The 24,299-nt window shown below is 64.0% G+C and carries 25 protein-coding genes; 10 read left to right on the top strand and 15 right to left on the bottom strand.

What is annotated here, in order from left to right; all coding sequences use genetic code 11:
* The first annotated feature begins 316 nt into the window (after positions 1 to 316).
* The 3 genes from JQ621_RS10825 (at position 317) to JQ621_RS10815 (ending at position 3,950) form a co-directional block, all read left to right on the top strand.
* The gene (locus JQ621_RS10825) at positions 317 to 2,104 is read left to right on the top strand and encodes a peptide ABC transporter substrate-binding protein (protein ID WP_212234479.1); all 1,788 of its coding nucleotides are present in this window, start codon (positions 317 to 319) and stop codon (positions 2,102 to 2,104) included.
* Between the two features lie 179 nt (positions 2,105 to 2,283).
* The gene (locus tag JQ621_RS10820) at positions 2,284 to 3,162 is read left to right on the top strand and encodes a carbohydrate ABC transporter permease (protein WP_212235014.1); all 879 of its coding nucleotides are present in this window, start codon (positions 2,284 to 2,286) and stop codon (positions 3,160 to 3,162) included.
* A complete protein-coding gene (locus tag JQ621_RS10815) occupies positions 3,159 to 3,950 on the top strand; it encodes a carbohydrate ABC transporter permease (RefSeq protein ID WP_212234477.1) in 792 nt (263 codons plus the stop codon). Before JQ621_RS10820 ends, JQ621_RS10815 begins: the two co-directional genes overlap by 4 nt.
* A gap of 9 nt (positions 3,951 to 3,959) precedes the next feature.
* Here the strand turns inward: JQ621_RS10815 and dhaK are convergent, their stop codons facing one another.
* The 13 genes from dhaK to JQ621_RS10750 all read right to left on the bottom strand — a co-directional run bounded on the left by dhaK (position 3,960) and on the right by JQ621_RS10750 (position 15,301).
* A complete protein-coding gene (gene dhaK, locus JQ621_RS10810; RefSeq protein ID WP_212234475.1) occupies positions 3,960 to 4,949 on the bottom strand; it encodes a dihydroxyacetone kinase subunit DhaK in 990 nt (329 codons plus the stop codon).
* Between the two features lie 39 nt (positions 4,950 to 4,988).
* A complete protein-coding gene (locus JQ621_RS10805) occupies positions 4,989 to 5,420 on the bottom strand; it encodes a hypothetical protein (protein ID WP_212234474.1) in 432 nt (143 codons plus the stop codon).
* The gene (gene ptsP, locus JQ621_RS10800; RefSeq protein WP_212234472.1) at positions 5,417 to 7,042 is read right to left on the bottom strand and encodes a phosphoenolpyruvate--protein phosphotransferase; all 1,626 of its coding nucleotides are present in this window, start codon (positions 7,040 to 7,042) and stop codon (positions 5,417 to 5,419) included. The genes JQ621_RS10805 and ptsP overlap by 4 nt, the downstream gene beginning before the upstream one ends.
* Complete coding sequence (locus JQ621_RS10795) at positions 7,020 to 7,334, bottom strand: HPr family phosphocarrier protein (protein WP_212234470.1); 315 nt, start codon at positions 7,332 to 7,334, stop codon at positions 7,020 to 7,022. Before JQ621_RS10795 ends, ptsP begins: the two co-directional genes overlap by 23 nt.
* Entirely contained in the window at positions 7,327 to 7,713 is a 387-nt protein-coding gene (gene dhaM / locus JQ621_RS10790; RefSeq protein ID WP_027557143.1) for a dihydroxyacetone kinase phosphoryl donor subunit DhaM, read from the bottom strand. The genes JQ621_RS10795 and dhaM overlap by 8 nt, the downstream gene beginning before the upstream one ends.
* Positions 7,710 to 8,324 (bottom strand): dihydroxyacetone kinase subunit DhaL, encoded by a 615-nt coding sequence (gene dhaL, locus JQ621_RS10785; protein WP_212234468.1) that lies wholly within the window; start codon positions 8,322 to 8,324, stop codon positions 7,710 to 7,712. Before dhaL ends, dhaM begins: the two co-directional genes overlap by 4 nt.
* Positions 8,321 to 9,331: an ABC transporter ATP-binding protein gene (locus tag JQ621_RS10780; RefSeq protein ID WP_212234466.1), complete on the bottom strand. Its 1,011-nt coding sequence runs from the start codon at positions 9,329 to 9,331 to the stop codon at positions 8,321 to 8,323. The genes dhaL and JQ621_RS10780 overlap by 4 nt, the downstream gene beginning before the upstream one ends.
* A complete protein-coding gene (locus JQ621_RS10775; protein ID WP_212234464.1) occupies positions 9,324 to 10,421 on the bottom strand; it encodes an ABC transporter ATP-binding protein in 1,098 nt (365 codons plus the stop codon). Before JQ621_RS10775 ends, JQ621_RS10780 begins: the two co-directional genes overlap by 8 nt.
* A gap of 6 nt (positions 10,422 to 10,427) precedes the next feature.
* Positions 10,428 to 10,640 carry a hypothetical protein gene (locus tag JQ621_RS10770; RefSeq protein WP_212234462.1) on the bottom strand — a complete coding sequence of 71 codons (213 nt, stop codon included), beginning with the start codon at positions 10,638 to 10,640 and terminating at the stop codon, positions 10,428 to 10,430.
* Positions 10,637 to 11,590, bottom strand: a complete 954-nt coding sequence (locus tag JQ621_RS10765; protein ID WP_212234461.1) for a carbohydrate ABC transporter permease — start codon at positions 11,588 to 11,590, stop codon at positions 10,637 to 10,639. Before JQ621_RS10765 ends, JQ621_RS10770 begins: the two co-directional genes overlap by 4 nt.
* On the bottom strand, positions 11,587 to 12,546 hold the full coding sequence (locus JQ621_RS10760; protein ID WP_212234460.1) for a carbohydrate ABC transporter permease: 960 nt from the start codon (positions 12,544 to 12,546) through the stop codon (positions 11,587 to 11,589). The genes JQ621_RS10765 and JQ621_RS10760 overlap by 4 nt, the downstream gene beginning before the upstream one ends.
* A gap of 100 nt (positions 12,547 to 12,646) precedes the next feature.
* Positions 12,647 to 13,975, bottom strand: a complete 1,329-nt coding sequence (locus JQ621_RS10755; RefSeq protein ID WP_409334218.1) for an ABC transporter substrate-binding protein — start codon at positions 13,973 to 13,975, stop codon at positions 12,647 to 12,649.
* 267 nt (positions 13,976 to 14,242) lie between these two features.
* Positions 14,243 to 15,301: an AraC family transcriptional regulator gene (locus tag JQ621_RS10750; protein WP_312015412.1), complete on the bottom strand. Its 1,059-nt coding sequence runs from the start codon at positions 15,299 to 15,301 to the stop codon at positions 14,243 to 14,245.
* 94 nt (positions 15,302 to 15,395) lie between these two features.
* On the opposite strand from JQ621_RS10750, the gene soxC reads away from it, so the two are divergent.
* Genes soxC through JQ621_RS10730 form a run of 4 tightly spaced genes read left to right on the top strand, consistent with a single transcriptional unit; the run spans position 15,396 to position 18,041 of the window.
* Entirely contained in the window at positions 15,396 to 16,664 is a 1,269-nt protein-coding gene (gene soxC / locus JQ621_RS10745; protein ID WP_212234458.1) for a sulfite dehydrogenase, read from the top strand.
* Positions 16,651 to 17,199 (top strand): c-type cytochrome, encoded by a 549-nt coding sequence (locus tag JQ621_RS10740; RefSeq protein WP_212234457.1) that lies wholly within the window; start codon positions 16,651 to 16,653, stop codon positions 17,197 to 17,199. Before soxC ends, JQ621_RS10740 begins: the two co-directional genes overlap by 14 nt.
* 8 nt (positions 17,200 to 17,207) lie before the next feature.
* Positions 17,208 to 17,693, top strand: coding sequence for a DUF302 domain-containing protein (locus tag JQ621_RS10735; RefSeq protein ID WP_212234456.1), 486 nt, complete (start codon positions 17,208 to 17,210; stop codon positions 17,691 to 17,693).
* Between the two features lie 15 nt (positions 17,694 to 17,708).
* The gene (locus JQ621_RS10730) at positions 17,709 to 18,041 is read left to right on the top strand and encodes a hypothetical protein (RefSeq protein ID WP_212234455.1); all 333 of its coding nucleotides are present in this window, start codon (positions 17,709 to 17,711) and stop codon (positions 18,039 to 18,041) included.
* 55 nt (positions 18,042 to 18,096) lie between these two features.
* Here JQ621_RS10730 and iolE read toward each other — a convergent pair whose 3' ends face one another.
* On the bottom strand, positions 18,097 to 18,996 hold the full coding sequence (gene iolE, locus JQ621_RS10725) for a myo-inosose-2 dehydratase (RefSeq protein ID WP_212234454.1): 900 nt from the start codon (positions 18,994 to 18,996) through the stop codon (positions 18,097 to 18,099).
* A gap of 15 nt (positions 18,997 to 19,011) precedes the next feature.
* Positions 19,012 to 20,853 carry a 3D-(3,5/4)-trihydroxycyclohexane-1,2-dione acylhydrolase (decyclizing) gene (iolD, locus tag JQ621_RS10720; protein ID WP_212234453.1) on the bottom strand — a complete coding sequence of 614 codons (1,842 nt, stop codon included), beginning with the start codon at positions 20,851 to 20,853 and terminating at the stop codon, positions 19,012 to 19,014.
* A 251-nt stretch (positions 20,854 to 21,104) separates the two neighbouring features.
* On the opposite strand from iolD, the gene iolG reads away from it, so the two are divergent.
* From iolG to JQ621_RS10705, 3 genes are all read left to right on the top strand, one after another.
* On the top strand, positions 21,105 to 22,097 hold the full coding sequence (gene iolG / locus JQ621_RS10715; RefSeq protein WP_212235012.1) for an inositol 2-dehydrogenase: 993 nt from the start codon (positions 21,105 to 21,107) through the stop codon (positions 22,095 to 22,097).
* 76 nt (positions 22,098 to 22,173) lie between these two features.
* Positions 22,174 to 23,157 carry a zinc-dependent alcohol dehydrogenase family protein gene (locus JQ621_RS10710; protein ID WP_212234452.1) on the top strand — a complete coding sequence of 328 codons (984 nt, stop codon included), beginning with the start codon at positions 22,174 to 22,176 and terminating at the stop codon, positions 23,155 to 23,157.
* A 293-nt stretch (positions 23,158 to 23,450) separates the two neighbouring features.
* Positions 23,451 to 24,284 (top strand): universal stress protein, encoded by an 834-nt coding sequence (locus JQ621_RS10705; RefSeq protein WP_212234451.1) that lies wholly within the window; start codon positions 23,451 to 23,453, stop codon positions 24,282 to 24,284.
* Positions 24,285 to 24,299: the final 15 nt, after the last annotated feature.

Here is a 24,299-nt window from a genome sequence, read left to right as displayed (position 1 = left end):
GCGCCCGATCACCCTTGACCCGTCGGGCAAAACAGGCGCAGAATGCGATTATTCCGAAATTGTATCGCTTCGCTCTCCAGCGAGATGAGCCATCGCCGTTGAATTCCAGGCGGCGGCCAGAGCAATCGCCTCGTCCTTCGAGACGACCGCTTCCAGCGGTCTCCTCGGGTGACGGCGATGGAGTTGGGCTTGTTATGCTTCGCGCTCGGCATTTCGCCGCACCGCTCTCCACCATTGTCGGCATTGCCGCCTCGTGCCCAATGCAACATGATGGGCCGCCGGCAGCGACGTTTCTTCCGACAGGTGGAGTCATCCGATGGACGAAAACGACATCCGCGGCCTGGTCGCGGCGGTGAAACAGGGCACGCTGTCGCGCCGCTCGTTCATCCAGACCATGGCTACAGTGGGGATCGCGGCCCCGGTTGCGAGCCAGATCCTGCTCTGGAACGACGTTGCGATGGCCGACGCCACGCTCCCCTACAAGCCAAGCAAGGCCGGCGGCGGTGGTCCGCTCAAGATGCTGGTCTGGCAGGCGCCGACCTTGCTCAATCCGCATTTCGCGCTCGGCACCAAGGACCAGGTCGCCTCGCGCGTCTTCTTCGAGCCGCTCGCCGGCTGGGACAAGGAGGGCAACCTCATCCCCTGCCTCGCCGCCGAGGTCCCGACCAAGGCCAATGGCGGCCTGTCGGCCGACGGCACCCGCGTGATCTGGAAGCTGAAGCAGGGCGTGAAATGGCACGACGGCAAGCCCTTCACTGCCGACGACGTCGTCTTCACGTGGGCCTACGCCGCGGATCTCGCGACCGCCGCCTACACCACGGGATCCTACAAGGACATCATCGTCGAGAAGATCGACGACCACACCGTCAAGGTGGTCTTCAAGGCGCCGACGCCGTTTTGGGCCGATCCCTTCATCGGCTCGGTCGGCCAGATCCTGCCGAAACATCATTTCGCCGACTATGCCGGTGCGAAATCACGCGACGCGCCGGGCAATCTGAAGCCCGTTGGTACCGGCCCCTATAAATTCGTCGAGTTCAAACCAGGCGATTTGCTCCGGGCCGAACGCAATCCCGATTATCACGTCAAGAACCAGCCCTTTTTCGACACGTTCGAGATCAAGGGCGGCGGCGATGCGGTCTCCGCGGCGCGGGCGGTGCTGCAAACAGGCGAATACGACTATGCTTGGAACCTGCTGGTGGAGGACGAGATCCTCAAGCGCATGGAGATCGGCGGCAAAGGCAAGGTCGAATTCACGACCGCCGGCGGCATCGAGTTCGTCATCCTCAACACGACGGACCCCTGGACCGAGGTCGACGGCGAGCGCTCCAACGCCAAGACCAAGCACCCCACGCTGTCCGATCCGGCCGTGCGCCGGGCGCTCAATTTGCTGATCGATCGCGACGGAATCCAGAAATTCATCTACGGCCGCGCCGCCGTCGCGACCGCGAGCTTCGTCAACCAGCCCCCGCAGTTCAAGTCGAAGAAACTGAAGTACGAGTTCAACATCGACAAGGCCAACCGGATTCTCGACGAGGCCGGCTGGAAGATGGGCGCGGACGGCATCCGCGCCAAGGACGGCAAGCAGCTCAAATACGTGTTCCAGACCTCGATCAACGCGCCGCGCCAGAAGACGCAGGCCATCATCAAGCAGGCCTGCCAGAAGGCCGGGATCGAGCTCGAGCTCAAATCGGTCACCGCATCGGTGTTCTTCTCATCCGACGTCGGCAATACCGATACCTACTCGAAATTCTACTGCGACATGGAGATGTACAACGCGACGCAGCCGCAGCCCGATCCGGAGCGGTTCCTGAACCAGTGTGTGTCCTGGGAGATCGCCAACAAGGACAACAAATGGCTCGGCCGTAACGTCTCGCGCTGGTCCGATCCCGAGGCCGACAAGGCCTACAAGGCCGCGCAGCAGGAGCTCGACCCGGTCAAGCGCGCCGCGCTGCTGATCAAGGTCGATGAGATCTTCTGCGAAGCCAACATCTTCCTGCCACTGCTCTCGCGCTACATCGTCGGTGGCGCCGTCAATGGCCTGATGACCGACATCTCGGGGTGGGATGTCACGACGTGGAATTTGGCGAGCTGGTATCGGAGTTGACTGCCCACGATCCTTTTCCCGGCGCATGACCACCGCGCGGAACTGGGCTGCGCGGGCGTCTCTTGGATTCCGACCGTCTGGCGGGCTAACTCGGGCGCGATCGGGAATGCTGAAAGGGCCTCGGTGTCAATCGGGGCCCTTTTTCGTGCCCGGACGCGTCCCCGTTGCCATCATTCGACATGAAGCCTTACGACAACAGAGCCTGGTTCCTGGTGCTTCCCGCCCTGGTCATCCTGACCTTCGTCGGAATCCTGCCTCTGGTCGCCGTCACCAACTACTCCTTCCAGGACCTGTTCAGCCTGAACAAGCCCTTTTGGGTCGGCGTCGACTGGTACCGGAACATCGTCACCTCGCAGCGATTCTACGCGAGCCTCTCGCGCAGCTTCCTGTTCTCGGCCATCGTGCTTTCGATCCAGCTGCCGCTCGGAATCTGGATCGCGCTGTTGCTGCAGCGATCGCATCGCTTTGTCGTCAGCACCGTCCTCGTCCTGATCACCGTTCCGCTCGTGGTGCCCTGGAACATGATCCCGGTGATCTGGCTCAACTTCATCAATCCCAATATCGGCCTCGCCGGGCGGATGCTGGCGTGGCTGGGTATCGGCTTCGACTACAAGTTCAATGCCCTGCACACCTGGATCGTGCTCGTCGTGATGGACACCTGGCACTGGCTCGGGCTCGTCGTCGTGCTGGCCTATGCCGGCATCTCCGGCATTCCGCCGGCCTACTACCAGGCCGCCGCCATCGACGCCGCGTCGCCATGGCAAGTGTTTCGCTTCATTCAGCTGCCGAAGATGAAGACCGTGCTGTCGATGGCCGTGCTGTTGCGCTTCATGGACAGTTTCATGATCTATATCGAGGCCTTTCGCATCAATGCCGGAGGCCCCGATGGCGCGACCGCATTCCTGAGCCTCGACCTCGGCGAAGAGATCCAGTCATTCAACTACGGTCCGTCAGCCGCCCGCTCGATCGTCTACTTCCTGATTGTCCTGACGGTCGCCTGGACTTTCAAGGCGGCAACAAGCACCCGGGCGCCCGTCGCCATGGAGCCCGCCACGTGAAATCATCGGTTTGGCGGATCATCTTGTTCGCGATCGTCGGCGCCTTCGTCCTGGTGCCGCTGACGCAGACGATCATCACCAGCTTCATATCGACGCTGCCGCGCGCCGGGATCACGGAAGGTCATTTCAGTCTCATCAACTACCAGAACATCCTTCGTTCGGCCGTTCTGAAGCAGGCCGTTCTGAACTCCATCATCTACGTGGTCTTGAACGTCGCGCTTTGCCTCGGCGTCGGATTGCCGGCGGCCTATGCGTTCGCGCGCTACAGCTTCGTCGGCGACCGGCAGCTATTCTTCCTGCTGCTGGTGTTCCGCATCACCCCGACCGTCGTGCTCTCGCTGCCGATCTTCGTGCTGTTCGCGCAAATAGGGCTCGAAAACACACCGGTCGGCATTGCCCTCGTTCACTGCGTCTTCAACATTCCGATCGCGATCTGGATTCTGGAGGGCTTCATCTCCTCCGTTCCGCGCGAGTTCGACGAGACCGCATTCCTCGATGGCCACTCGCTGCCGAGCTTCTTCTTCCGTCATCTCGTTCCGGCGATCGCGCCGGGCATCGGCGTGACCGCGTTCTTCTGCTTCATCTTCTCCTGGGTCGAGGTGGTGCTGGCCCGTATCCTGACGACCACAGGCGGCAAGCCGATCACGATGGCCATCAACGCGCTGTTCGGCTTCCGAACCGATTTCGGCCTCGTCATGGCGATGACCGTGCTCGCGCTCGTGCCGGGGGTCGCGATGATCTATTTCGTGCGGAATCACCTCGCCAGGGGCTTTGTGATCCGCACCTGAAAAAATAGATTACATGCCCCAGCGCAGCGCCGCGGTGTGCACCGGAGCATCCCACAATTCCTTCGACTGGCTATCGAGCACGGAGACGGTGATCGAAGCGCCCGCCATGTCCAGCGACGTCACATACGAGCCGGTCAGGAAGCGCGTCGCCGTGATCCCCGCTCCATCCAGAATGCGCCTGGCGCTGTTGACCATCAGATAGAGTTCAATCAGCGGCGTGGCGCCGAACCCGTTGACCAGAAGCACAACTTCACTGCCTCTGCTCGGTTCGAGATCGTCAAGGATCGCGCCAAGAATATCGGCGGCGATAGCATCGGCAGAGGCCAGAGGTACCCGGCGACGGCCCGGCTCGCCGTGAATGCCGACACCCATTTCCATTTCATTGTCGGCCAGGGTGAAGTTCGGCCGGCCCGCCGCGGGAACGGTGCACGGCAGCAGCGCCACGCCCATCGAGCGGGTGCGCCGGTTGACGTCATCGCCGAGCGTCTTGAGCGCGGCGAGCGGCATGCCCTTTTCGGCCGCGGCGCCGATCATCTTTTCGACGATCAGCGTGCCAGCGACGCCGCGACGCCCCGTCGTGTAGGTCGATTTCTCGACTGCAACATCGTCATTGGTCACGACGCTTGCGACCTCTCGCCCGGCCATCTCGGCGGCCATGGTGAAGTTCATCACGTCACCTTCGTAGTTCTTGACGATGAAGAGCACGCCTGCCCCGGTGTCGACGGCCTCCGCCGCCTCGATCATCTGGTCCGGCGTGGGCGATGTGAAGACCTGGCCCGGACAAGCGGCATCAAGCATGCCATGGCCGACAAAACCGGCATGGAGCGGTTCATGACCGGAGCCGCCGCCCGAGATCAGCGCAACCTTGCCCGGCTTCAGGGTGCGCCGGCGCACGAACTTCCGCTCGGCGCCAAGCTGCAGGATATCGGCATGGGCAGCCGCGAGCCCGTCGAGACTCTCTTCGAGCACCGCATCAGTGCTGTTGATCAGCTTTTTCATGGCGTCCTCCCGGTTGTCCTTTTTACAGTTTCGAATTCGTCAGCCGATACTTTCGGCGTAGCGCGCGAGCTGAGCGGCAAAGTCGACGATGAGCTGCTCGAGTGCGCGATTCTTCTTGTCGTCGCCGAGATCGGGCACCGTCACCGTCACGACGCGCGTGCGCGCCTCACGATGGGCTCCGCGGAGCCGCCCGGGATGCGCGCGCCCATAGGCTTCGAGGAATGCGGCACGCTCGGTGCCGGAGAGATGGCAAACCTCGAAGATGATCGCGACATGCTTTGCCGGAATCGGCACCAGATAGGCCGGATTCGTGATCTGGCTGACGAAGGAACGGTTCTTGCCGAGTGCGGCCGCGAGCTTCAGCCGCGTCCCCGATGGCCTGTTGTCGAGAGCCCGCCGCAGGATCAGCTTGTACTCCGCGACATTGCTGTCGCCCGGCTGGCTTGTGTCCTCGCCTGCATCGTCGCTCATGCGGCCACCCCGGCGATGGCCGCCTTGAGCCGCGCCACCGCAATCGGCGAGACCGAAAGAGTCGTCAAGCCCGCCGCCAGCAGCGCATTGGTCAAGCGCGTGTCCGCCGCAGCATCACCGCAGAGCGAGACCTCGACGCCGCGCTTGCGCCCGGCCTCGACTGTCCGCGCGATCAGCGCCAGCACTGCCGGATGGCCGGCATCATTGAGGTCGGCGACGGCGCCGATGTCCCGCGCCGCGGCCATTGTGTATTGGGTCAAATCATTCGATCCGATGGAATAGAACGCCGCATCGAAATCCTCCGCGCGCAGCGCCGCAGCCGGGACCTCGACCATGATCCCGAGCGGCGGCCGGGCGCAAGCGAGGCCCTCCGCCTCGAGTGCGGCGAACTCCGCGTCCAGCATGGCGTTGGCGCGGTCGAACTCCCTGGGGATTGCGACCATCGGCAGCATCACCTTCAGCGTCCCGTGGACGGCGGCACGGCACAGTGCCCGCAACTGCACGCGAAACACCTCCGGCCGCGCCAGCGAGAGCCTGATACCGCGCAGGCCCAGGAACGGATTGCGCTCGCCATCGACCGTCAGGCCGGCAATCGGCTTGTCGCCGCCGGCATCGAGGGTCCGGATCGTGACCGGCCGTCCCGCGGCCCATTCGAGGATGCGCCGGTAGACCGCGTATTGCGTATCCTCTCCGGGTAGGCCCCTCGAACCCTCGAACAGAAATTCCGTCCGCACCAGGCCAATGCCATCGCAGATTGCGGGATCGAGGCGTTCGACCTCTTCGGGCGCAGCGACGTTGAGAAGGACGGAAATGCGCCTTCCGTCGGCCGTCACCGCCGGCTTGAGGCGGCCCGCGTCGGCAGCAATCTGTGCGGCATTCGCTGCCGCCATGCGATCTTCGAACAGGCGGCGCGTTTCGGGCTTGGGATCGAAGATCACCGTGCCGGTGTCGCCATCGACCAGCGCCAATGACGGCGGTTGTCCGTTCCATGGCAATGGACCGAGGCCAACCACCATGGGAGCGCCGCGCGACCGCGCGAGCATCGCGACATGCGAGGACGGCGACCCGCCAGCCAGCGCAATGGCGCCGCCACGGGTCCAGTCGACGGCCAGGAATGTCGAAGGCGAGAGATCGTCACCCGTGACGACGGAATCGCCGGAAATCCCTGCGGCCCTATCCGCGCCATTCAGGCCGGCAAGCACGCGGTCGCGGATGTCGACCAGGTCGGCCGCGCGCGCACGGAAATATTCCTCGTCCGCCGCGCGATAGCCTGATATCTCCGCGTCGAGTGCGGCACGCCAGGCCTGGTCGGCAGCCGTGCCGCCCGCAATAGCTTCGTAGGCACCTTCCGCAAGCGCATCGTCACCCAGCATCGCGACCTGGAACTCCAGGATCTCCGCGGCTTCGCCGTGAACAGTCGCGATCAATTCAGCGAGCTCCACCGCTGCACCCGCGATCGCTGCCTTCAGCGCCGCGGCCTCATGGGCAGGATCGCCTTGCGCCGCTCGGCTCGCCACTGCACTGGTCAGCACCGCGACCGGGCCGATGGCGAGGCCTGGCGATGCAGGATGACCGGTGAGATGGATCTCGCCCACGATTCTACGCCTCGCCGAAACCGTCATGCACCAGCGCCAGCATGGCCGCGAGCGCCGCATCGCCATCGGGACCGGCGACACGGAAATGCAGCGTGGCACCCTGAGGGGCCTTCACGCGCATCACCTTCACCGGGCTCTTGGCGTCGGTCCAGGGTCCCTCCGCGGCAAGGGCAATCTCGATCTTCGCAGTGAAGCCCTTCGCGCATTGCGTGAGCTTCACCGATGGCCGCGCGTGCAGGCCGACCGGATTGACGAGGACCGCCGAGGCGGTCAGCGGCGCAAACGTCTGGGCCGCCCGGTTGGCGTTGGCATCATGCATAGAATTCCTCCGCACTGCGCTTGACGGCGGCAAGCGATGAGCCGCCCGACGATTCGGTCGCGGCGATCACGGCCCCCTCGACCACCGGGGCATTGCAGACCAGCACACGCGCGCGCCGGTCTTCGGGGAGCATCTCCACCGCCATCTCCGAATTGGTCTCGGCGCCACCGAGATCGACAAGGATCGCAACGCCCGCCGGCGACCACGCCGTCTCGATCGCCTCGAGAATCCCTGCAACGTTCGTCCCGAGGCCGCCATCGACGTCGCCGCCGGTCCAGGCCAGCGGCACTGCGTCTCCGACCATCTGGCGCACCATATCGGCCGCGCCTTCCGCGATCTTCGGCGAATGCGATACGATGACAATTCCGACATTGCTCATGTATTGACCTCGAATTCCAGTGTCTCGACCGCGGCGCCGATCAGGAGCGATGCGGAGCGCGAGCCCGGGTCCATGTGACCGATGGATCGTTCGCCCAGAAACGACGCGCGACCGCGAATCGCCTGCATCGGCGTGGTGCGATCGGCGGCTTGCATGGCCTCCGCCGCGATCGCCTTGGCATCGCCGCCATCAGCCAGAACGGCGTGCACCGGCACCAGGACATCCAGCAGCGTCTTCTGGCCCGCCTCGGATCGCCCGCGCGCCTTGACGGCTTCGATCGCCTTCTCCGTCGCCGCGACGAGATCGGCGCGGCCTGGCTGCTCGGGAAGCGCCTTGCCCAGCTCCATGAAGAACGTCCCGACCAGCGGCCCCGAGGCGCCCCCGACCTTCATCACCAGCGTCATTCCAATCGCCTTCAACATCTCGGGCAGCGACTTGTCGGCAAGGCCCGGCAGTGCGGCGAGCACCGCCTCGAAACCGCGCTTCATGTTCAGCCCGTGATCCCCATCCCCGATCGCCTGATCGAGGCGCGTCAACTCATCCGCGTGCTCGATCACCGCCCCTGCCAGCGCTCGCACCAGTTTTTCCCTGGCTACCCGATCAAGGCTCATGCCGCTACCCTCCAGCCCCTGGCATCGAAAAACAGGGGCTTGTTCAAACGGAGCGACACCACATCCCCGGCGCCAAAGCCAGCCTCGGGATCCGCCAGGGTCACAACCGGACGGCCGCCGACGTCGAGATGGAGGTGGCTCTGATCGCCGAGATGCTCGACCCGCTTGACGGTTGCCGAGACGTCGCCGTCAGCGCCGCGCGCAATCGTCAGATGCTCGGTCCGTGCGCCGATCGTCTCGGCGCCGGCAGGCGCGCCGCCGAACAAAGCCGCGGGCAGCAGATTGATCGCCGGCTGGCCCAGCCGCGCCGCGACATGCGCATTGACCGGATTCTCGTAGATCTCCCGTGGCGTGCCGATCTGCATCAGCCGTCCGCCTTCGATCACACCGATGCGCGAGGCCATGGTCATCGCCTCGGTCTGATCGTGGGTGACATAAAGAATCGTCGCGCCGAGATCGACCTGGATCCGCTTGAGCTCGAGCCGCAACTCGCCGCGGAGCTTGGCATCCAGCGAGGAGAGCGGCTCGTCCATCAAGTAGATCGAGGGCGAACGGACCAGCGCCCGGCCGATCGCGACGCGCTGCATCTGCCCGCCCGACAGCTGCGTCGCCTTGTTGTCCAGCTTGGTCTCGATATGAAGCAGACGCGCGATCTCCTGCACCTTGGCGCGGATATCGGCTTCGGGCACGCGGCGGGTCGGCGCGCGCAACGCGAACGCCATGTTCTCGAACACGGTCAAGTGCGGATACAGCGAGTATTGCTGGAAAACAAAGGCAACGTCGCGATCCGCCGGCGCATCGCCGGTCACGTCGCGTCCGTCGATGCGAATTGAACCTTTATCCGGCTGTTCCAATCCGGCGATCAGGCGCAATGCCGTGGTCTTGCCGGCGCCGGTCGGTCCGAGCAAGGCGACGAATTCGCCGTTGCCGATTGTCAACGACAGATCGCTCAGGGCTTGCGTCCTGCCGAACGCCTTGGAAACGGAGACGATCTCGACCTCAGCCATGCGCAGCTCCCTCATGCAGCGCGGTACGGATAGCCCGGCCCGACGCCTTGTCGAAGATCGACAGCGTATCGGGCCGGAAGTCGAGCCCGACCGTCTCACCGGTCCGGAACGATTTGCTGCTGGGTGACCGGGCCTTGAGTGCGCCGTAGCTCGTCGTCACCGTCACGATCTGCGTGGTGCCCAGATATTCCGTACCGTACACCTCGCCGCGCACCATGCCGCGATCGGTGAAGCGCACATGCTCGGGCCGCACCCCGAGCACGAGCTCGCTCTCCGCCATCGCCTCGCGCGCGGCAGGAATTGCGACGTCACGCTCGCCGAGCCGAATCGCTTCCGCGCCGGTCTGCAGGCCGCCGCGGAACGGCAGGAAATTCATGGGCGGCGAGCCGATGAAATCGGCGACGAAAAGCGACGCCGGCCGGTCGTAGATGTCGCGCGGGCTTGCGACCTGCTCGACCACGCCATTGTTCATGACCGCGATCCTGTCGGCCATCGCCATGGCCTCGAGCTGGTCGTGTGTGACATAGACAGTCGTCGCGCCCAGGCGGTCATGCAGAGCCCGCAATTCGTGAATCATGGCTTCGCGCATTTCGGTATCGAGCGCGCCGAGCGGCTCGTCCATCAGGAAGCACTTTGGCTTGCGCACGATCGCCCGTCCCAGCGCGACACGCTGCCGGTCGCCCCCGGCGAGACCCGACACCGAACGGTCGAGGAGATGAGAGATCCTCAGGATGCGCGCCGCTTCGACGACCCGCCGGTCGGTTTCGGCCGCACCGATGCCCTCGCATTTCAGGGGAAAGCCGATGTTGCGGCGGACGTTCATATGCGGATAGAGCGCGAAGAGCTGGAACACGAAGGCGATGTCACGCGCCGACGCGCGGTTCATCGTCACGTCTTCGTCGTCCAGCCTGATGGTGCCGGCCGTTGGCAGCTCCAGTCCGGCGATCATGCGAAGCGTCGTGGTCTTGCCGCAGCCGGACGGTCCAAGCAGGCAGAGAAACTGGCCGTCCTCCACCGTGAAGCTGGCCGACTTGACCGCATGGAAGCCGCCAAAGGATTTGTCGAGTGCCTCGACCTTGATCTGTGCCATCGCGCCCTACTCCCGGACCTTGGACACGATGGTGAACATCACCGTGCCGAACAGGGTCGTCGCGAACGACCAGGAATAAAGGGTCAGCGAAAATGGCTGCATCAGCATCACGACGCCGGCGGCGATGATCGTCGTGGCGACGGCCTCCAGCGGGCCGCGGCGCAGAATGCGGTCTGTGAAACCGCGATGCGCGACGGATGGAGTGACATCGAGGCTCATTTGCGGACGGCTCCAAAGGTGATGCCGCGCAGCAGATGCTTGCGCAACAGCACCGTGAACACCACGATCGGCACCAGGAACAGCGTCGTGCCGGCGGCCACCGCGGGCCAGTCCTGGCCGCCTTCACCGATGATGATCGGAATGAACGGCGGCGCGGTCTGCGCATTGCCCGAGGTGAGAAGCACCGCGAAGGCGTATTCGTTCCAGGCGAAGATCAGGCAGAAGATGGCGGTCGCTGCGATGCCCGTGGTGGCCTGCGGCAGCACCACCTTCACGAAAGCCTGGAAGCGGGTATAGCCATCGATCATCGCCGCTTCCTCGTATTCGCGCGGAATTTCGTCGATGAAGCCCTTGAGCAGCCAGACCGCGAGAGAGACGTTGACCGAGGTGTAGAGCAGGATCATCCCGAGCCTCGTGTCCGACAGACCGACGGTGCGGTACATCAGATAGATCGGGATCGCGACCGCGATCGGCGGCATCATCCGGGTCGACAGGATGAAGAACAGCAGATCGTCCTTCAGCGGCACCCGGAACCGCGAGAAGCCGTAGGCCGACAAGGTGCCGAGCGCGACCGCGAGCACAGTCGAGCCGAACGCGATGATCAGCGAATTGATGAAGCGCGGCACATAGTTCGAGGGTCCTGCGACCACCATGTTGCGGCTGCGCGCGATTTCATCGCACATCCCCTGCGGCGGTCCGAGCGAGCGGATGAACTCCGGCGTCTGGCGCGAGCGGGTCGTGAACAGGTTGCAGAAGCCTTCGAGCGACGGCTTGAACATCACCTTTGGCGGATAGGAGATCGCATCATCAGGCGACTTGAACGCGGTGAGCATGATCCAGACCAGCGGGATCATGGTGATGATCGCATAGAGTATGACGAGCGAACCGGCAAAGCGCCGTGTCGTTGCCGAGGGCTCGACGACCGAATGGGCTGTGGTGGCTGAAGTCATCGGCTTTTCACCCTGTTCAGCGCCTTCACGTAGATATTGGCGAGACCGAAGACCGTCACGAACAGGATGATCGCGAAGGCCGAGGAATAGCCGGTACGCCAGCTCTCGAATGCCGCCCGCTTGAGCGTGATCGAGGCGACTTCCGTGGTCGATCCCGGCCCGCCTCCGGTGAGCAGATTGACCATGTCGAACATCTTGAAATTCTCGATGCCGCGGAACAGCACCGCCAGCATGATGAAGGGCAGCGCCATCGGCAGCGTGATCGACCAGAACTGCCGCCACTTGGTCGCACGATCGACCTCCGCGGCCTCGTAGATGTAATCAGGGATCGAACGCAGGCCGGCCAGACAAATCAGCATCACATAGGGTGTCCACATCCAGGCATCGACGATGACGATGGCCCAAGGGCTCAGCGTGACGTCGCCCAGCATCTGGAAGGACGAGGCCGCGCGGCCGGTGAAGAAGGCGACGACGTAATTGAACAGGCCGATCTGGGGCTGGTATAGGAACGTCCAGAAATTGCCGACGACGGCCGGCGACAGCATCATCGGCAGCAGGATGATCGTGGTCCACATTCCGTGGCCGCGGAATTTCTTGTCGATGAGGTAAGCGAGGCCGAATCCGAGCACGGTCTCGATCAACACCGTCCAGATCACGAAATGCGCGGTGACCTGCATCGCCGCCCAGATGTCGGGATCGGTCAGGATCGACCGATACCAGTCTGCCCCCAGCCAGATCGTCGGCACGTTGGCCCTGTTGGCGCGGTAGTTCGTGAACGACAGATAGATGGTCCAGAGCAGCGGAAAGATGTTGATCGCCAGCAGCAGCAGGATCGTCGGCGTGATGAACAGCCAGGCGAGCGTCTTGTCCGACAGACCCCGGATACGACGCGCCACACCGGGCCGGACCATGACGGCCCGATAGGTGATCCGCGAAGAGGCACTCAGTTCATTCATTGCAGCGACCGATCCTGGCACCCGGCGCCGCCACTGCGACAGATCCGGTCATCTCGAAGGGAACCCGGAGCGCGATCGCGCGCGCTCCGGGCAGCTGAGTTCAGAACTTCTTGCCTTCTTCCTTGAAGATCGCCTTCCAGTCCTTCACCAGACCATCGAGCGCTTCCTGCGCGGTGCCCTTGTCGGCCACCACATAATCATGCACGCGCTTCTGCTCGGCCTGCAGCAACTGGGCGTAGGAGGGCTCGGCCCAGAAGTCGACGACCATGCCCATCGACTGCAGGAACTCCTTGGCGAAGGGCGCGCTGTTCGGGAAGCTCGGGTCGTTCAGCACGGACTTGGCGCAGGAATAGCCGCCGAGCGCCCACCACTTCTTCTGGACGTCGCCGCCGGAGAACCACTTGATGTATTGCAGTGCTTCAGCCTGGTTCTTGGAGTAGGAGACCACCGAGATGCCCTGACCGCCGAGCTGCGTCGCCTGCCCGGCGGGGCCTGCCGGATTGACGAAGAAGCCGATCTTGTCGCCGCCGACATTCGGGTCCTTGTAGAGGCCCGGGAAGAAGGCGAAGAAGTTCATCTGCAGCGCAACCTGGCCGGACTTGAAGGCATCAAGCCCCTCCGACATGTAGGAGTTGGAGGCACCGGGCGGCGTGCAGCACTTGTAGAGCTCCTTGTAGGCCTCGAGCCCCTTCACGGCGTTGGCCGAGTTCACGAACCCGTCCATCGCATAGGGCTTCTTCGGATCGTCGTATTTGAAGCCGTAGTCGTAGAGATAGTTCGACACGCCCATGGTGATGCCTTCCGAGCCGCGCTCGGTGTAGATCGAGGCGCCATAGACTTTCTTGCCGTCGATCTCGCGGCCCTGGAAGAATTGCGCGATGTCCTTGAGCTCATCGAGCGTCTTCGGCACGCCGATCTCGCGGCCATACTTGGCCTTGAAGTCCTTCTGCACGTCCGGCCGCGCGAACCAGTCCTTGCGATAGGTCCAGCCCACCGCATCGCCCATCGCCGGCAGCGCCCAGTAGTTCGGCGTGTTCTTCGGCCACTCGGAATAGCCGACCACCGTAGCCGGCATGTAGTCGTCCATGCTGATTCCTTCCTTCTTGAAGAAATCGTTGAGCTTGACGTACTGGCCGTTCTCCGCGGCACCGCCGATCCACTGGGAATCGCCGATGATGAGGTCGCACAGCGAGCCGTGCGAATTGAGTTCGTTCAGGAACCGATCAGCGTAATTGGTCCACGGCACGAATTCGAACTTCATACCGATACCCGATTTGGCGGTGAAGTCCTTCGACAATTCGACCAATGCGTTGGCCGGGTCCCATGCGGCCCAGCACAGCGTGATGGTCTTGCCTTGCGCCTGCGCGGTCCCCGCGCCGACACCGAGCGCGGCGGCAACTGCCCCGCATGCCACAACAAGCGTCTTCATCGTTCGTTTCATTACACGTTCCCTCCGAGTGGGCCGGCCATCGACATGGCGCGGCTTTCCAACCCGCTCGAATGCTTCGAGCAGAGCGACACAGTCCGTGACGAGCTGAATAACTAAACTTGCGTTCCCTCGCGCCACCCGGATTCTATAGGCCCGGCAGGCTCGATTTGTTTAGTGAACCACCATTTACTAAACATTGCAAGCGGCCTCGTCAGGTTCGTCGCCGCGGCGCCTGCCGCCGGTGTTCGAAGCGCCCGATCCGTGTTGCTATTGAGGAGCCGGCTCCGCCATCCGCAGGGCGCCGGGTCGCACGCCGTATTTGCGCATGATGGCCTTGCTCAGCGCACTCTCGGATGCGTAGCCGACCTCATCCGCGATCTTCGCGACCGGATCAGAGGTGCCCGCCAGTCGCTTGCGCGCCACCGCCAATCTGAGATCCGACAGGAACGTCATCGGTGCGACGCCCGCGCGCTTCTGGAATGCACGCACCAAAGTCGCACGCGAAGCGATGGCGATCTCCGCCATCTCGTCGAGCGTCCAGTCGCGGGCGAGTTCGCCAAGGATCGCCAGCACGACACGGGCCGTTGTCCGCTCCTGCAACAGCGAGAGCGTGCCATTCCCTGAAGCTTGCTCCGTCAGATGGTCACGAAGCATCATGACGAACAGCGCTCTGGCGAGATCGGCCGCGACCATCTCCGACCCGGCCCTTCCTCCGTCAAGCTCTTCGCGGATGTCGAGCAGCAGGTGCCGAAACCTTTCAAGCAGAGGTTCGCCGGCCGTGCGAAGGATGATCTCGTCGGGAAGAGCTGCGATCAGCGGGTTCTCGTCCGAGCTTTCAAACAGGAAGCGGCCGCAGAGCAATTCGGTATCGACTGCAGCATCGAGCGTCGCGCGCCGACGGACGCCGTTACGCAACTCGGTCGATACTTTCCTGGCAACGCCCCTCACCTCGCTTCGCACCAGATGACCGTCGCCATGCGGCAGCAGGAGAATGTCGCCGGCCTCCAGCTTCTGCGCATCCATGCCCGGCCTCTCGACCAGACATGAGCCGCGCGTCACAATGTGGAACTGCGCCCATCCCCTGCCATTCGGCGCATGCTGCGATTCCCATGCGCCGCCGAACCTGCACGAATCCTCGATTATGGGGCGGATTCTGAACAGCGGCACCATCGCATTCAACAGTTCGGCTGCTTCAGCTTCCGACATTCGCACTCCTTGATCCGCCCGGACATGCGGCCGAGCCGCCTGGCCATGTCCCGGAATCGCCGCTGAACCTAATTTAGAGGACGTGGGGGCGAGCACACCAGCACTCACTCCTTTTAACACAACCTAACAAGCAATCTTCGCGGCGTGCGGTAGATGTCGTGACATGAGAGCGGTCGGGTTTTCCCAAAAAGCACGATCACGAAAGGGAGATGATATGAGGTCCAGAGAGCCAGTTGATGTGCTGCCGCGGCCCGCGAGCGTGTCGCGGCGCGGCTTCGTCGGAGGCCTATCGGCGGGCATTCTTGGCGCGATGGCGACGGACGCCAACGCAGGCTCGCTGGCCGACGTTCCCGATCGCGGCCCCGGCGCGGATCTCAGCGCGCACAGCGAGCGCTCGCGTTTCGCCAAGATCGATCGCATCCCCGAGGCGACGCCGGGCAAGCGCAACATTGATCCCAGCGATGCGATCAATTCCAAGACGCCGCATCAGAAGCTGGTCGGCAACATCACGCCGACCGATCTGCATTACGAGCGCAGCCATTCCGGCGTGCCCGACATTGATCCCGCGCAGCACCGGCTGCTGATCCATGGCATGGTCGGCAAGCCGCTGGTGTTCAGCGTCGACGATCTCAAGCGCATGCCCTCGATCACGCGCGTCGTGTTCATCGAGTGCACCGGCAACGGCTGGGAGAACTGGAAAAAGGCCGACCCTGATTTGACGGTGCAGAACACGCACGGGCTCGTCAGCACCAACGAATGGACAGGCGTGCCGCTGAAATTCCTGATTGATCTCGTCGCCAAGGACAAGGGCTCCAACTGGATGCTCGCGGAAGGCGGCGACGGCGCGGGCGTCGATCGGAGCATTCCGCTGACCGACGAAATCGTGAACGAGGCGTTCGTCGCCTACGGGCAGAACGGCGAGCCGCTGCGGCCCGCGCACGGTTTTCCGATGCGACTGCTGATGCCGGGCTTCGAGGGCAATCTGAACATCAAATGGCTGCGCCGCCTCAAATTCGGCAATGCGCCCTGGATGACGCGCTGGGAGACCGCGCGCTACACGCAGCTGCTGGCCAACGGCAAGGCGCGGCAGTTCCAGCTGCGGATGGACACCAACTCCGTCATCACCCAGCCCTCGGGCATGATGCAGATCCAGCCGGGCTACAATCGCATCTCGGGCTTTGCCTGGAGCGGACATGGCAAGATCGCCAAGGTCGAGATTTCGACCGACGGCGCCAGGACGTGGACGCAGGCGCAATTGAGCATGCCCGTGTTGTCCAAGGCGCAATCGCGCTTCCAGATGGATTGGGTCTGGGACGGCAAGCCGACGAAAATCGTCAGCCGCTCGACCGACGAGCAAGGCAACGTCCAGCCGGATCGCGAGTCCTTCATCGCCGCGATGGGGACGAACGCGCTGTTTCACTACAACGCCCAGCAGACCTGGAGCATCGACGAAGCCGGAAGGGTGCGCAATGTCCTCGCATAACAAGCAACTCACCGCCGGCCTTCTCGCGATCGGCCTTCTCGCCTCACCCGCGCTCGCGTTCGACTTCGGCCGTCCTGCGACGCCCGACGAGATCAAGCTATGGGACATCGACGTCAGTCCCGACGGCAAGGGCCTGCCGGCCGGCAGCGGCACGGCGGTGCAGGGCAAGCAGCTCTTTGCCGACAATTGCGCGGTCTGTCATGGCGACAGCGGCCAGGGGGCCATCAAGGATCGCCTGGTCGGTGGCCAGGGCACGCTCGCCTCCAACATGCCGGTCAAGACGGTCGGCAGTTTCTGGCCCTACGCGACGACGCTGTTCGACTACATCCATCGCGCAATGCCCTATCCTACGCCGGGCTCGCTCAGCACCGACGAGACCTATGCCGTCACCGCCTACATTCTGAGCCTGAACGGCATCGTTCCGGCGGATGGCAAGGTCGACAAGGATTCGTTGCCGAAAATCAAAATGCCCAATCGCGACGGCTTCGTTCCGGATCCGGATTTCGACCCGGCAAAGCTGTTCCACACGAAGTGAGCGCGCGCGTGACGCTGTCGGCATTGATCAGGATCGTCGCGCTGGTCGCAGCGACATGTTTATGGGAGGTGCAAGCCATGGCTACCGACGAATTGGCCGCGGACGGCCTCGTCACCATCAAGAGCAGCTTTGGACCCGAGGACACGATGAAGCGGCTCGAGACCGAGGTGAAGGCCAAGGGCCTCACCGTGTTTGCCCACATCGATCACGCCGCGGGCGCCGCGGCCGTGGGCCTGCCCCTGCGGCCGACCGATCTCATCATCTTCGGCAACGCCAAGGGCGGCACGCCGTTAATGCAGCAGGTGCAAACCACCGGCATTGACCTGCCGCTGAAGGCGCTGGTCTGGCAGGACGAGCAGGGCGCGACCTGGCTGTCCTACAACGATCCGGCCTATCTGGCACGGCGTCATAGCGCCGGCGAGCCGGCCAAGCCCGCCGTCGCTGCGTTGAGCGGCGCGTTGCATGCGATCGCGACCAAGGCCACTGCGCCATAGCGAGAGGAGAGGCCCATGACCAGCATCGACAATCGTCAGACCATCGCTCCGCCCGACCCCGAAGGCGGCAAGCTCGCCAGATGGGTCGTCATTGCGGTGTTATCGGTCCTGCTCCTTGCGGCCTGCATTCTCGGCTATCTCGGCTGGACCAGCACGGATACCGACGTCCCGGAGGCAGGTTATGTCGCGCTGGTGCTCGGCGTCGTGTTCTCGCTCGTTGTGGGTGCCGGCCTGATGGCTCTGGTGTTCTACAGCAGCCGCAAGGGTTATGACGAGCCGGTGGTGCTGATCACCGAGCCGGACAGCGATGCGGAGGATGATCGCAGCGCTCGCAATGACGGAGCGTGAGGCGACGTCATTGCCTCAAACGAACTCTGTGTCGCGGTGATTGCACGATCTGCAATCAGGCAAGCCCAGCCTCATTCAGACTCTGCTTCAGATGCGCAACACCTTTCCTGGCGTAGGTCAGAGGGTTTGCCTTCTGCGGGTCTTGCTCCGCCTCGACCACGATCCAGCCGGAATAACCCTCGAGCTCGCGAAAGACAGACGGATAGTCGACCATGCCGTCGCCGGGCACGGTGTAGACACCGAGCTCGCTGCCCTGCCCCAGCACCGCATCGAGGAAGCTCCAATCCTCGCGCCGAGCCTGCTCCATCACCGCGCGGCGCACGTCCTTGGCGTGGACATGGCTGATGCGGGCGCGATACTTTCGAGCCAACGCGGCGGGATCGGCGCCGCCCCAGGTGGCGTGGCCGGTGTCGAGAAGGAGATGAGCAGCCTCGCCGGTCGCCGCCATGAACGCATCGATGTCCTCAGCGCTCTCCACGATGGTGCCCATGTGATGGTGATAGACCAGCCTGACGCCCTCGGCGAGCGTGCGCTCGGCGACCTCTGTGAGACGGCGGCCGAACTCCGCCCAGTCACCAGACTTCATTATCGGCCGCCGCGATAGCGGCTTGCTGCGATCGCCATGAATCGCGTTCGAGGTCTCGGCGAAGACCAGCACGGGCGATCCCATCGCCTTCAAGAGATCGAGATGCGGACGCAGATGCCGCATCTCCTCATCGGCATCGCGCTTCAGAAGCTCCGCCGAATACCAGCCGGAGATGCAGGCCATCCCGAAGGGCGCGAGCGCGGCCTTCAGCGCCTGCGGCTCGCGCGGAAATTTGTGGCCGAGCTCCATGCCCACGAAGCCCGCTTCGCGCGCCTCGGCAAGGCACGTCTCGAGCGGCGTCGCGCCGCCGATCTCCTGCAGATCGTCGTTCGACCAGCCGATGGGGTTGGCGCCGATACGGATAGGCATGTCGTCCTCGCTCGATCAGTATTTACGGCGCGCGAGCGCCTCGACGTAGTTGCGCCTTGCGGCCTCGACCTCGGTGCGATCAGAAACTTCCGGCACCGCCACGTCCCACCAATGGCCGCCGGCATCGGTCGAGGGCAGCGGGTCGGTGTCGATCACGATGACGCTCGTCCGATCGTGGCGGCGTGCCTCGTCAAAGGCCACCTCCAGCTCGTCAATGCTCGTGACCTTGCGCGCGTTCGCGCCCATCGCCGCGGCGTGGGCCGCAAAGTCGATCGCGGGCAGCGTCTCATGGCGGGTATCGCGCAGCAGGTTGTTGAAGGGGGCGCCGCCGGTCGCGTTCTGGAGGCGGTTGATGCAGCCGAAGCCGCGGTTATCGAGCACGACGATGATGAGCCTGGCACCAAGCATCACAGACGTGGCGATCTCGGAATTCATCATCAAGTAAGAGCCGTCGCCGACCATGACGATGACTTCACGCGCGGGATCGGCGAGCTTGACGCCGAGTCCGCCGGCGATCTCGTAGCCCATGCAGGAATAGCCGTATTCCATGTGGTAGCCGCCCGGCGCGCCCGGCTGCCAGAGCTTGTGCAGCTCGCCGGGCAAGCCGCCGGCCGCGCACAGCACGACATCATCAGGCCGGCTGCGGCGTTGAACGGCACCGATGACCTGCGCATCGCTCGGCAATGTTTCGTTGCCGGCAGCAAGGTAGCGCGCCGCCGTTTCCAGCCAGGCCGTGCGGCTGGCTCTTGCCTGCCCGGTCCAGCTCGCAGGCGCCGCCCAGCCCTGAAGTGCAGCACCGAGCTCGGCCAGGCCGACCTTGGCATCGGCAATCAGCGGCTGCGCGCGGTGCTTGCCGGCATCGAAGGTCTGCGTGTTGAGGCCGATGATGCGGCAAGCGGGATCGGCAAAGAGCGAGCGCGAGCCCGTGGTGAAATCCTGCAAGCGCGTGCCGATCGCGAGCACGAGATCGGCTTGCCGCGCCGCATCGTTGGCAGCAGCAGTGCCGGTGACGCCGATCGCGCCGAGATTGAGAGGATGATCGTGGGGCAGCGCGCTCTTGCCGGCTTGCGTTTCCGCGACCGGGATGCCGTGCGCGGTGCAGAAGGCCGCAAGATCGCCATCCGCCTCGCCGTAGAGGACGCCGCCGCCGGCGACGACGAGCGGGCGCTTTGCCGCCTTGAGCAGCGCTGTGGCCTGCGCCAACTGAGTCTCATCGGCCCGCTGTCGGCGCGGCTGCCAGATGCGCTCGGCGAAGAACCAGTCAGGATAGTCGTAGGCTTCCGTCTGTACGTCCTGGCAGAGCGCGAGCGTCACGGGCCCGCAGTCGGCCGGATCGGTCAAAACCTGCATCGCGCGCTCGAAAGCGGGCACGACCTGCTCGGGCCGCGTGATGCGGTCGAAATAGCGCGAGACGGGCCGGAAGCAATCATTGGCGGAGACAGTGCCGTCGCCGAAATCCTCGATCTGCTGCAGCACCGGATCGGGACGCCGTCCGGCGAAGACATCGCCCGGCAGCAGCAGCACCGGCAGGCGATTGACGTGAGCGACCGCCGCGGCCGTCACCATGTTGGTGGCGCCGGGGCCGATCGAGCTCGTCACCGCCATCATCCGTCGGCGGCGCGAGGTTTTGGCGAAGGCGATCGCCGCATGTGCCATCGCCTGCTCGTTATGCGCGCGCAAGGTCGGCAGACGATCGCGCGCGGCATAGAGCGCCTCGCCGAGACCTGCGACATTGCCATGGCCGAAGATCGCCCAGACGCCGGCGAACAGCGGCTGGTTCTGCCCGTCGATCACCGTCCGCTGCGCAGCCATCGCGGCGACGAGCGCCTGCGCCATGGTCAGCCTGATCGTCGCCATCACTTGCTCCCACTCAACCGCGCCACCCGGCCTGGGCAAGCTGGCGGAACCGTTCCATCATCACGCTGACCGCGCCTTTCGTATTCCGATGTGACACGATGCCGTGACGCAGTTGACGACATCGAAAGCGACACGCTCCGACCTTGACGAGGCCGTGCAGAGAATGGAATGCTTAATCCAATAGTCAAGCAAGACAAAGAAAATATGCGAGCCAGGGAGTGCCTCCGTCTCGGACGGACATCATCATGACAATGCGGTTTGGACTTCTCGGCGCCGGCAGGATCGGGCGCATTCACGGCCTTAATGTCGCGGCGCGCGGCGATGCACAGCTCGTCGCGGTGGCCGACGCATCGCGCGAAGCCGCCACCTCGCTGGCGCAGGCTGCGGGCGCGCGAGCGGCCGACAGCGACGCGATCCTGAGCGATTCCGGGATCGACGCCATCCTGATCTGCACGCCGACCGACACGCATGCCGATCTGATCGAAGCCGCCGTCTCGGCCGGCAAGGCGGTGTTCTGCGAGAAGCCGGTCGATCTTGATTCGGGCCGCATTCGCCGTTGCCTCGCCACCGTCGAGAAGACGGGCAAGCCGCTGATGATCGGCTTCAACCGCCGCTTCGATCCAAACTTCGCGGGCCTGGAGAAGCGGCTGCGCGGCGGCGAGGCCGGCGAGATCGAGATCGTCAGCGTCATCTCGCGCGATCCCGCACCGCCGCCGGTCGACTACGTGAAACGCTCGGGCGGCCTGTTCCGCGACATGATGATCCATGATTTCGACATGGCGCGCTTCCTGCTGGCGGAGGAACCGGTCGAGGTGTTCGCGCTCGGCTCGGCGCTGGTGGACAAGGCCATCGGCGAAGCCGGCGACGTCGATACCGCCGCCGTCCTGATGAAGACGGCAAGCGGTCGCATCGCGCAGATTTCGAATTCGCGCCGCGCCACTTACGGCTACGACCAGCGCATCGAGGTGCATGGCTCGAAGGGAATGCTGAGGGCCGGCAACATCCACGAGACGACCGTCGAGATCGCGACCGGCCAGGGCTTCCGTGCCGATCCGGTGCAGAACTTCTTCCTCGAACGCTATGCCGCCGCCTATCGCGCCGAGCTCGCGGCCTTCATCGATGCCTGCGCCGGCAAGGTTGCGCCCTCTCCGACCGGTCTCGACGGGCTGCGCGCCCAGATGCTCGCCGACGCCGCCACCGAATCGGCCCGCACGGGCCGACCCGTCGCCGTCGAGATCAGTTGATCATCGTGCGGTGCTACGCCACGTTGGAAAACGTATGGTTCGGCATCGATCCTGATACCAAGGTTTGGATTGCGACATGTACGGCATGGTCCTTTCCGCGCGGGGTGCGCCGTTGGCGCTCCAACAAAGACCAGACCCTGCACCGGGGCCAGGCGAAGTCCGCATCAAGGTCGGTGCCTGCGGGGTTTGCCGAACCGATCTGCATGTCGTCGATGGCGACCTGCCTGAAATCCCCTATCCGATCATTCCGGGGCATGAAGTCGTCGGACGCGTCGATGCGTTGGGAGCAAACGTCAGGGATCTGGCATTGGGAATGCGCGTGGGGGTTCCCTGGCTCGGCTACACCTGCGGCGAGTGCTTCTACTGCCGCGCGGATAAGGAAAACCTCTGCGACCGTCCCAAGTTTACCGGCTATACGCGCGATGGCGGCTTTGCGAGCCACCTGATCGCCGATGCCCGATATTGCTTTCCGTTAGGCGAGCACGGCGATGATGCAGCTATCGCGCCGCTGCTTTGCGCTGGCCTGATCGGCTGGCGATCCCTGGTGATGGCTGGCGAGGGCAAAGCCCTGGGCATCTACGGCTTCGGGGCGGCCGGCCATATTGTGGCGCAGGTCGCGCGAGCCCAGGGGCGATCGATTTACGCTTTTACACGCGACGGCGATCAGGACGCCCAGCAGCTGGCGCTCTCGCTCGGCGCGGCCTGGGCCGGCGCTTCCGAGGATAGCCCGCCGACCGAGCTGGATGCCGCGATCATATTCGCGCCGGTCGGCGCGTTGGTGCCGCTCGCCCTGCGCGCGGTGCGCAAGGGCGGACGCGTTGTCTGCGCCGGCATTCACATGTCCGACATTCCGGCGTTTCCCTACAATATCCTTTGGGGCGAGCGGCAGGTCATATCGGTTGCAAATCTCACGCGACGAGACGGCATCGATTTCCTCGCCGCCGCTGCGAAGGCCGAGATTCGCACACACACGACGGTTTTCGCGCTCGCCGACGCCAACGAAGCGCTCGCCCGGCTGAGAGATGGCAAGCTCATCGGTGCCGCGGTTTTGCGTCCATGATCGGAGCGGCTAAAGCATGATCCGGAAAGTGCGAAGCGGTTTTCCGGAAAGATCATGCGCAAACAACAATCTAAAGCGCGATGACGATTCATCCAAATCTCATCGCGGTTTAGGGCACAAGCACATGAGAACCGCGTGGGCGGCGCTGTTCGGTTCCGGGGATTGAGGAAGGCATCGCCCACCGGGGTATAATAACAAGAGCGTCGCGCCACACCGCCTCCTTGACGTGCGTCAAGATGCACGATCGGGACACGTGCTGTCCTTGGTCCACCAGGTCGAAACAGGAGGCACGCATGTTCAAGGATCTTCTGGTGCATATTCCAAGCGAGCGGTCGCCGCGCCCGGCGATCGATGCATCCATTTCCCTTGCCATGAGCACGGGGGCCCATCTGGACGCGATGGCGACGGGGTACGCGTCGACGAATGTGGCCTTCGTCGCCGAAGCCGGCGCGGCCGTCGCTGCATCTTTTGAATTCGAGTATGAGCGCGCTGCGGAGCGAGCCGACGCTGCGATGCACGTCTTCGAGGCGGAGGCGAAGCAGGCCGGGATCAGCTATGGAAAATTCGCTGTCAGCGGCGCCTTCGGCGAGATCGTCGGGCGGGTTGAAGCCGCAGCCCGGCTCTACGATCTCACGATCGTGTCCCAGGGGGATCCAGACCATGAGAGCTTCGACAACCGGCTCCCTCAGGAGATCGTTCTGCAAACCGGCGGGCCAACGCTGCTGATCCCCTACACTTTCAAGGGCGCGTTCAGGGCCGCTCGCATCGGTATTTGCTGGGACGGCAGCCGCCTTGCCGCTCGCGCCCTGAGGGACGCAATGCCGTTCATCGCCAAGGCGGATGCGTTGACGATCATTACCATCAATGCAGACGACGTGCCGGTCGATGCGTCTCCCGAACGACTCGCGACGCACCTGGCGCGCAAGGGCCTGCCTGCCAAGATCGTCTCCTTGCCATCCGAACGTGGCTATCTGCAATCAAGCATTCTTTCGATCGCAGCGGATGAGGGTCTCGATCTCCTGGTTATGGGCGGCTACGGGCATTCCCCCATCCAAGAGGCTCTATTCGGCGGGGTTACACGGGAGATGCTCCGTTGCATGACGATCCCGGTCGTGATGTCGCACTGACCTGAAAGCCAGCCC

The sequence above is a fragment of the Bradyrhizobium manausense genome, assembly GCF_018129685.1.
Classification (GTDB): domain Bacteria; phylum Pseudomonadota; class Alphaproteobacteria; order Rhizobiales; family Xanthobacteraceae; genus Bradyrhizobium; species Bradyrhizobium manausense_D.
The sequence above is the reverse complement of the archived record's forward strand: the minus strand, read 5'-3'. Positions and strand labels throughout refer to the sequence as shown.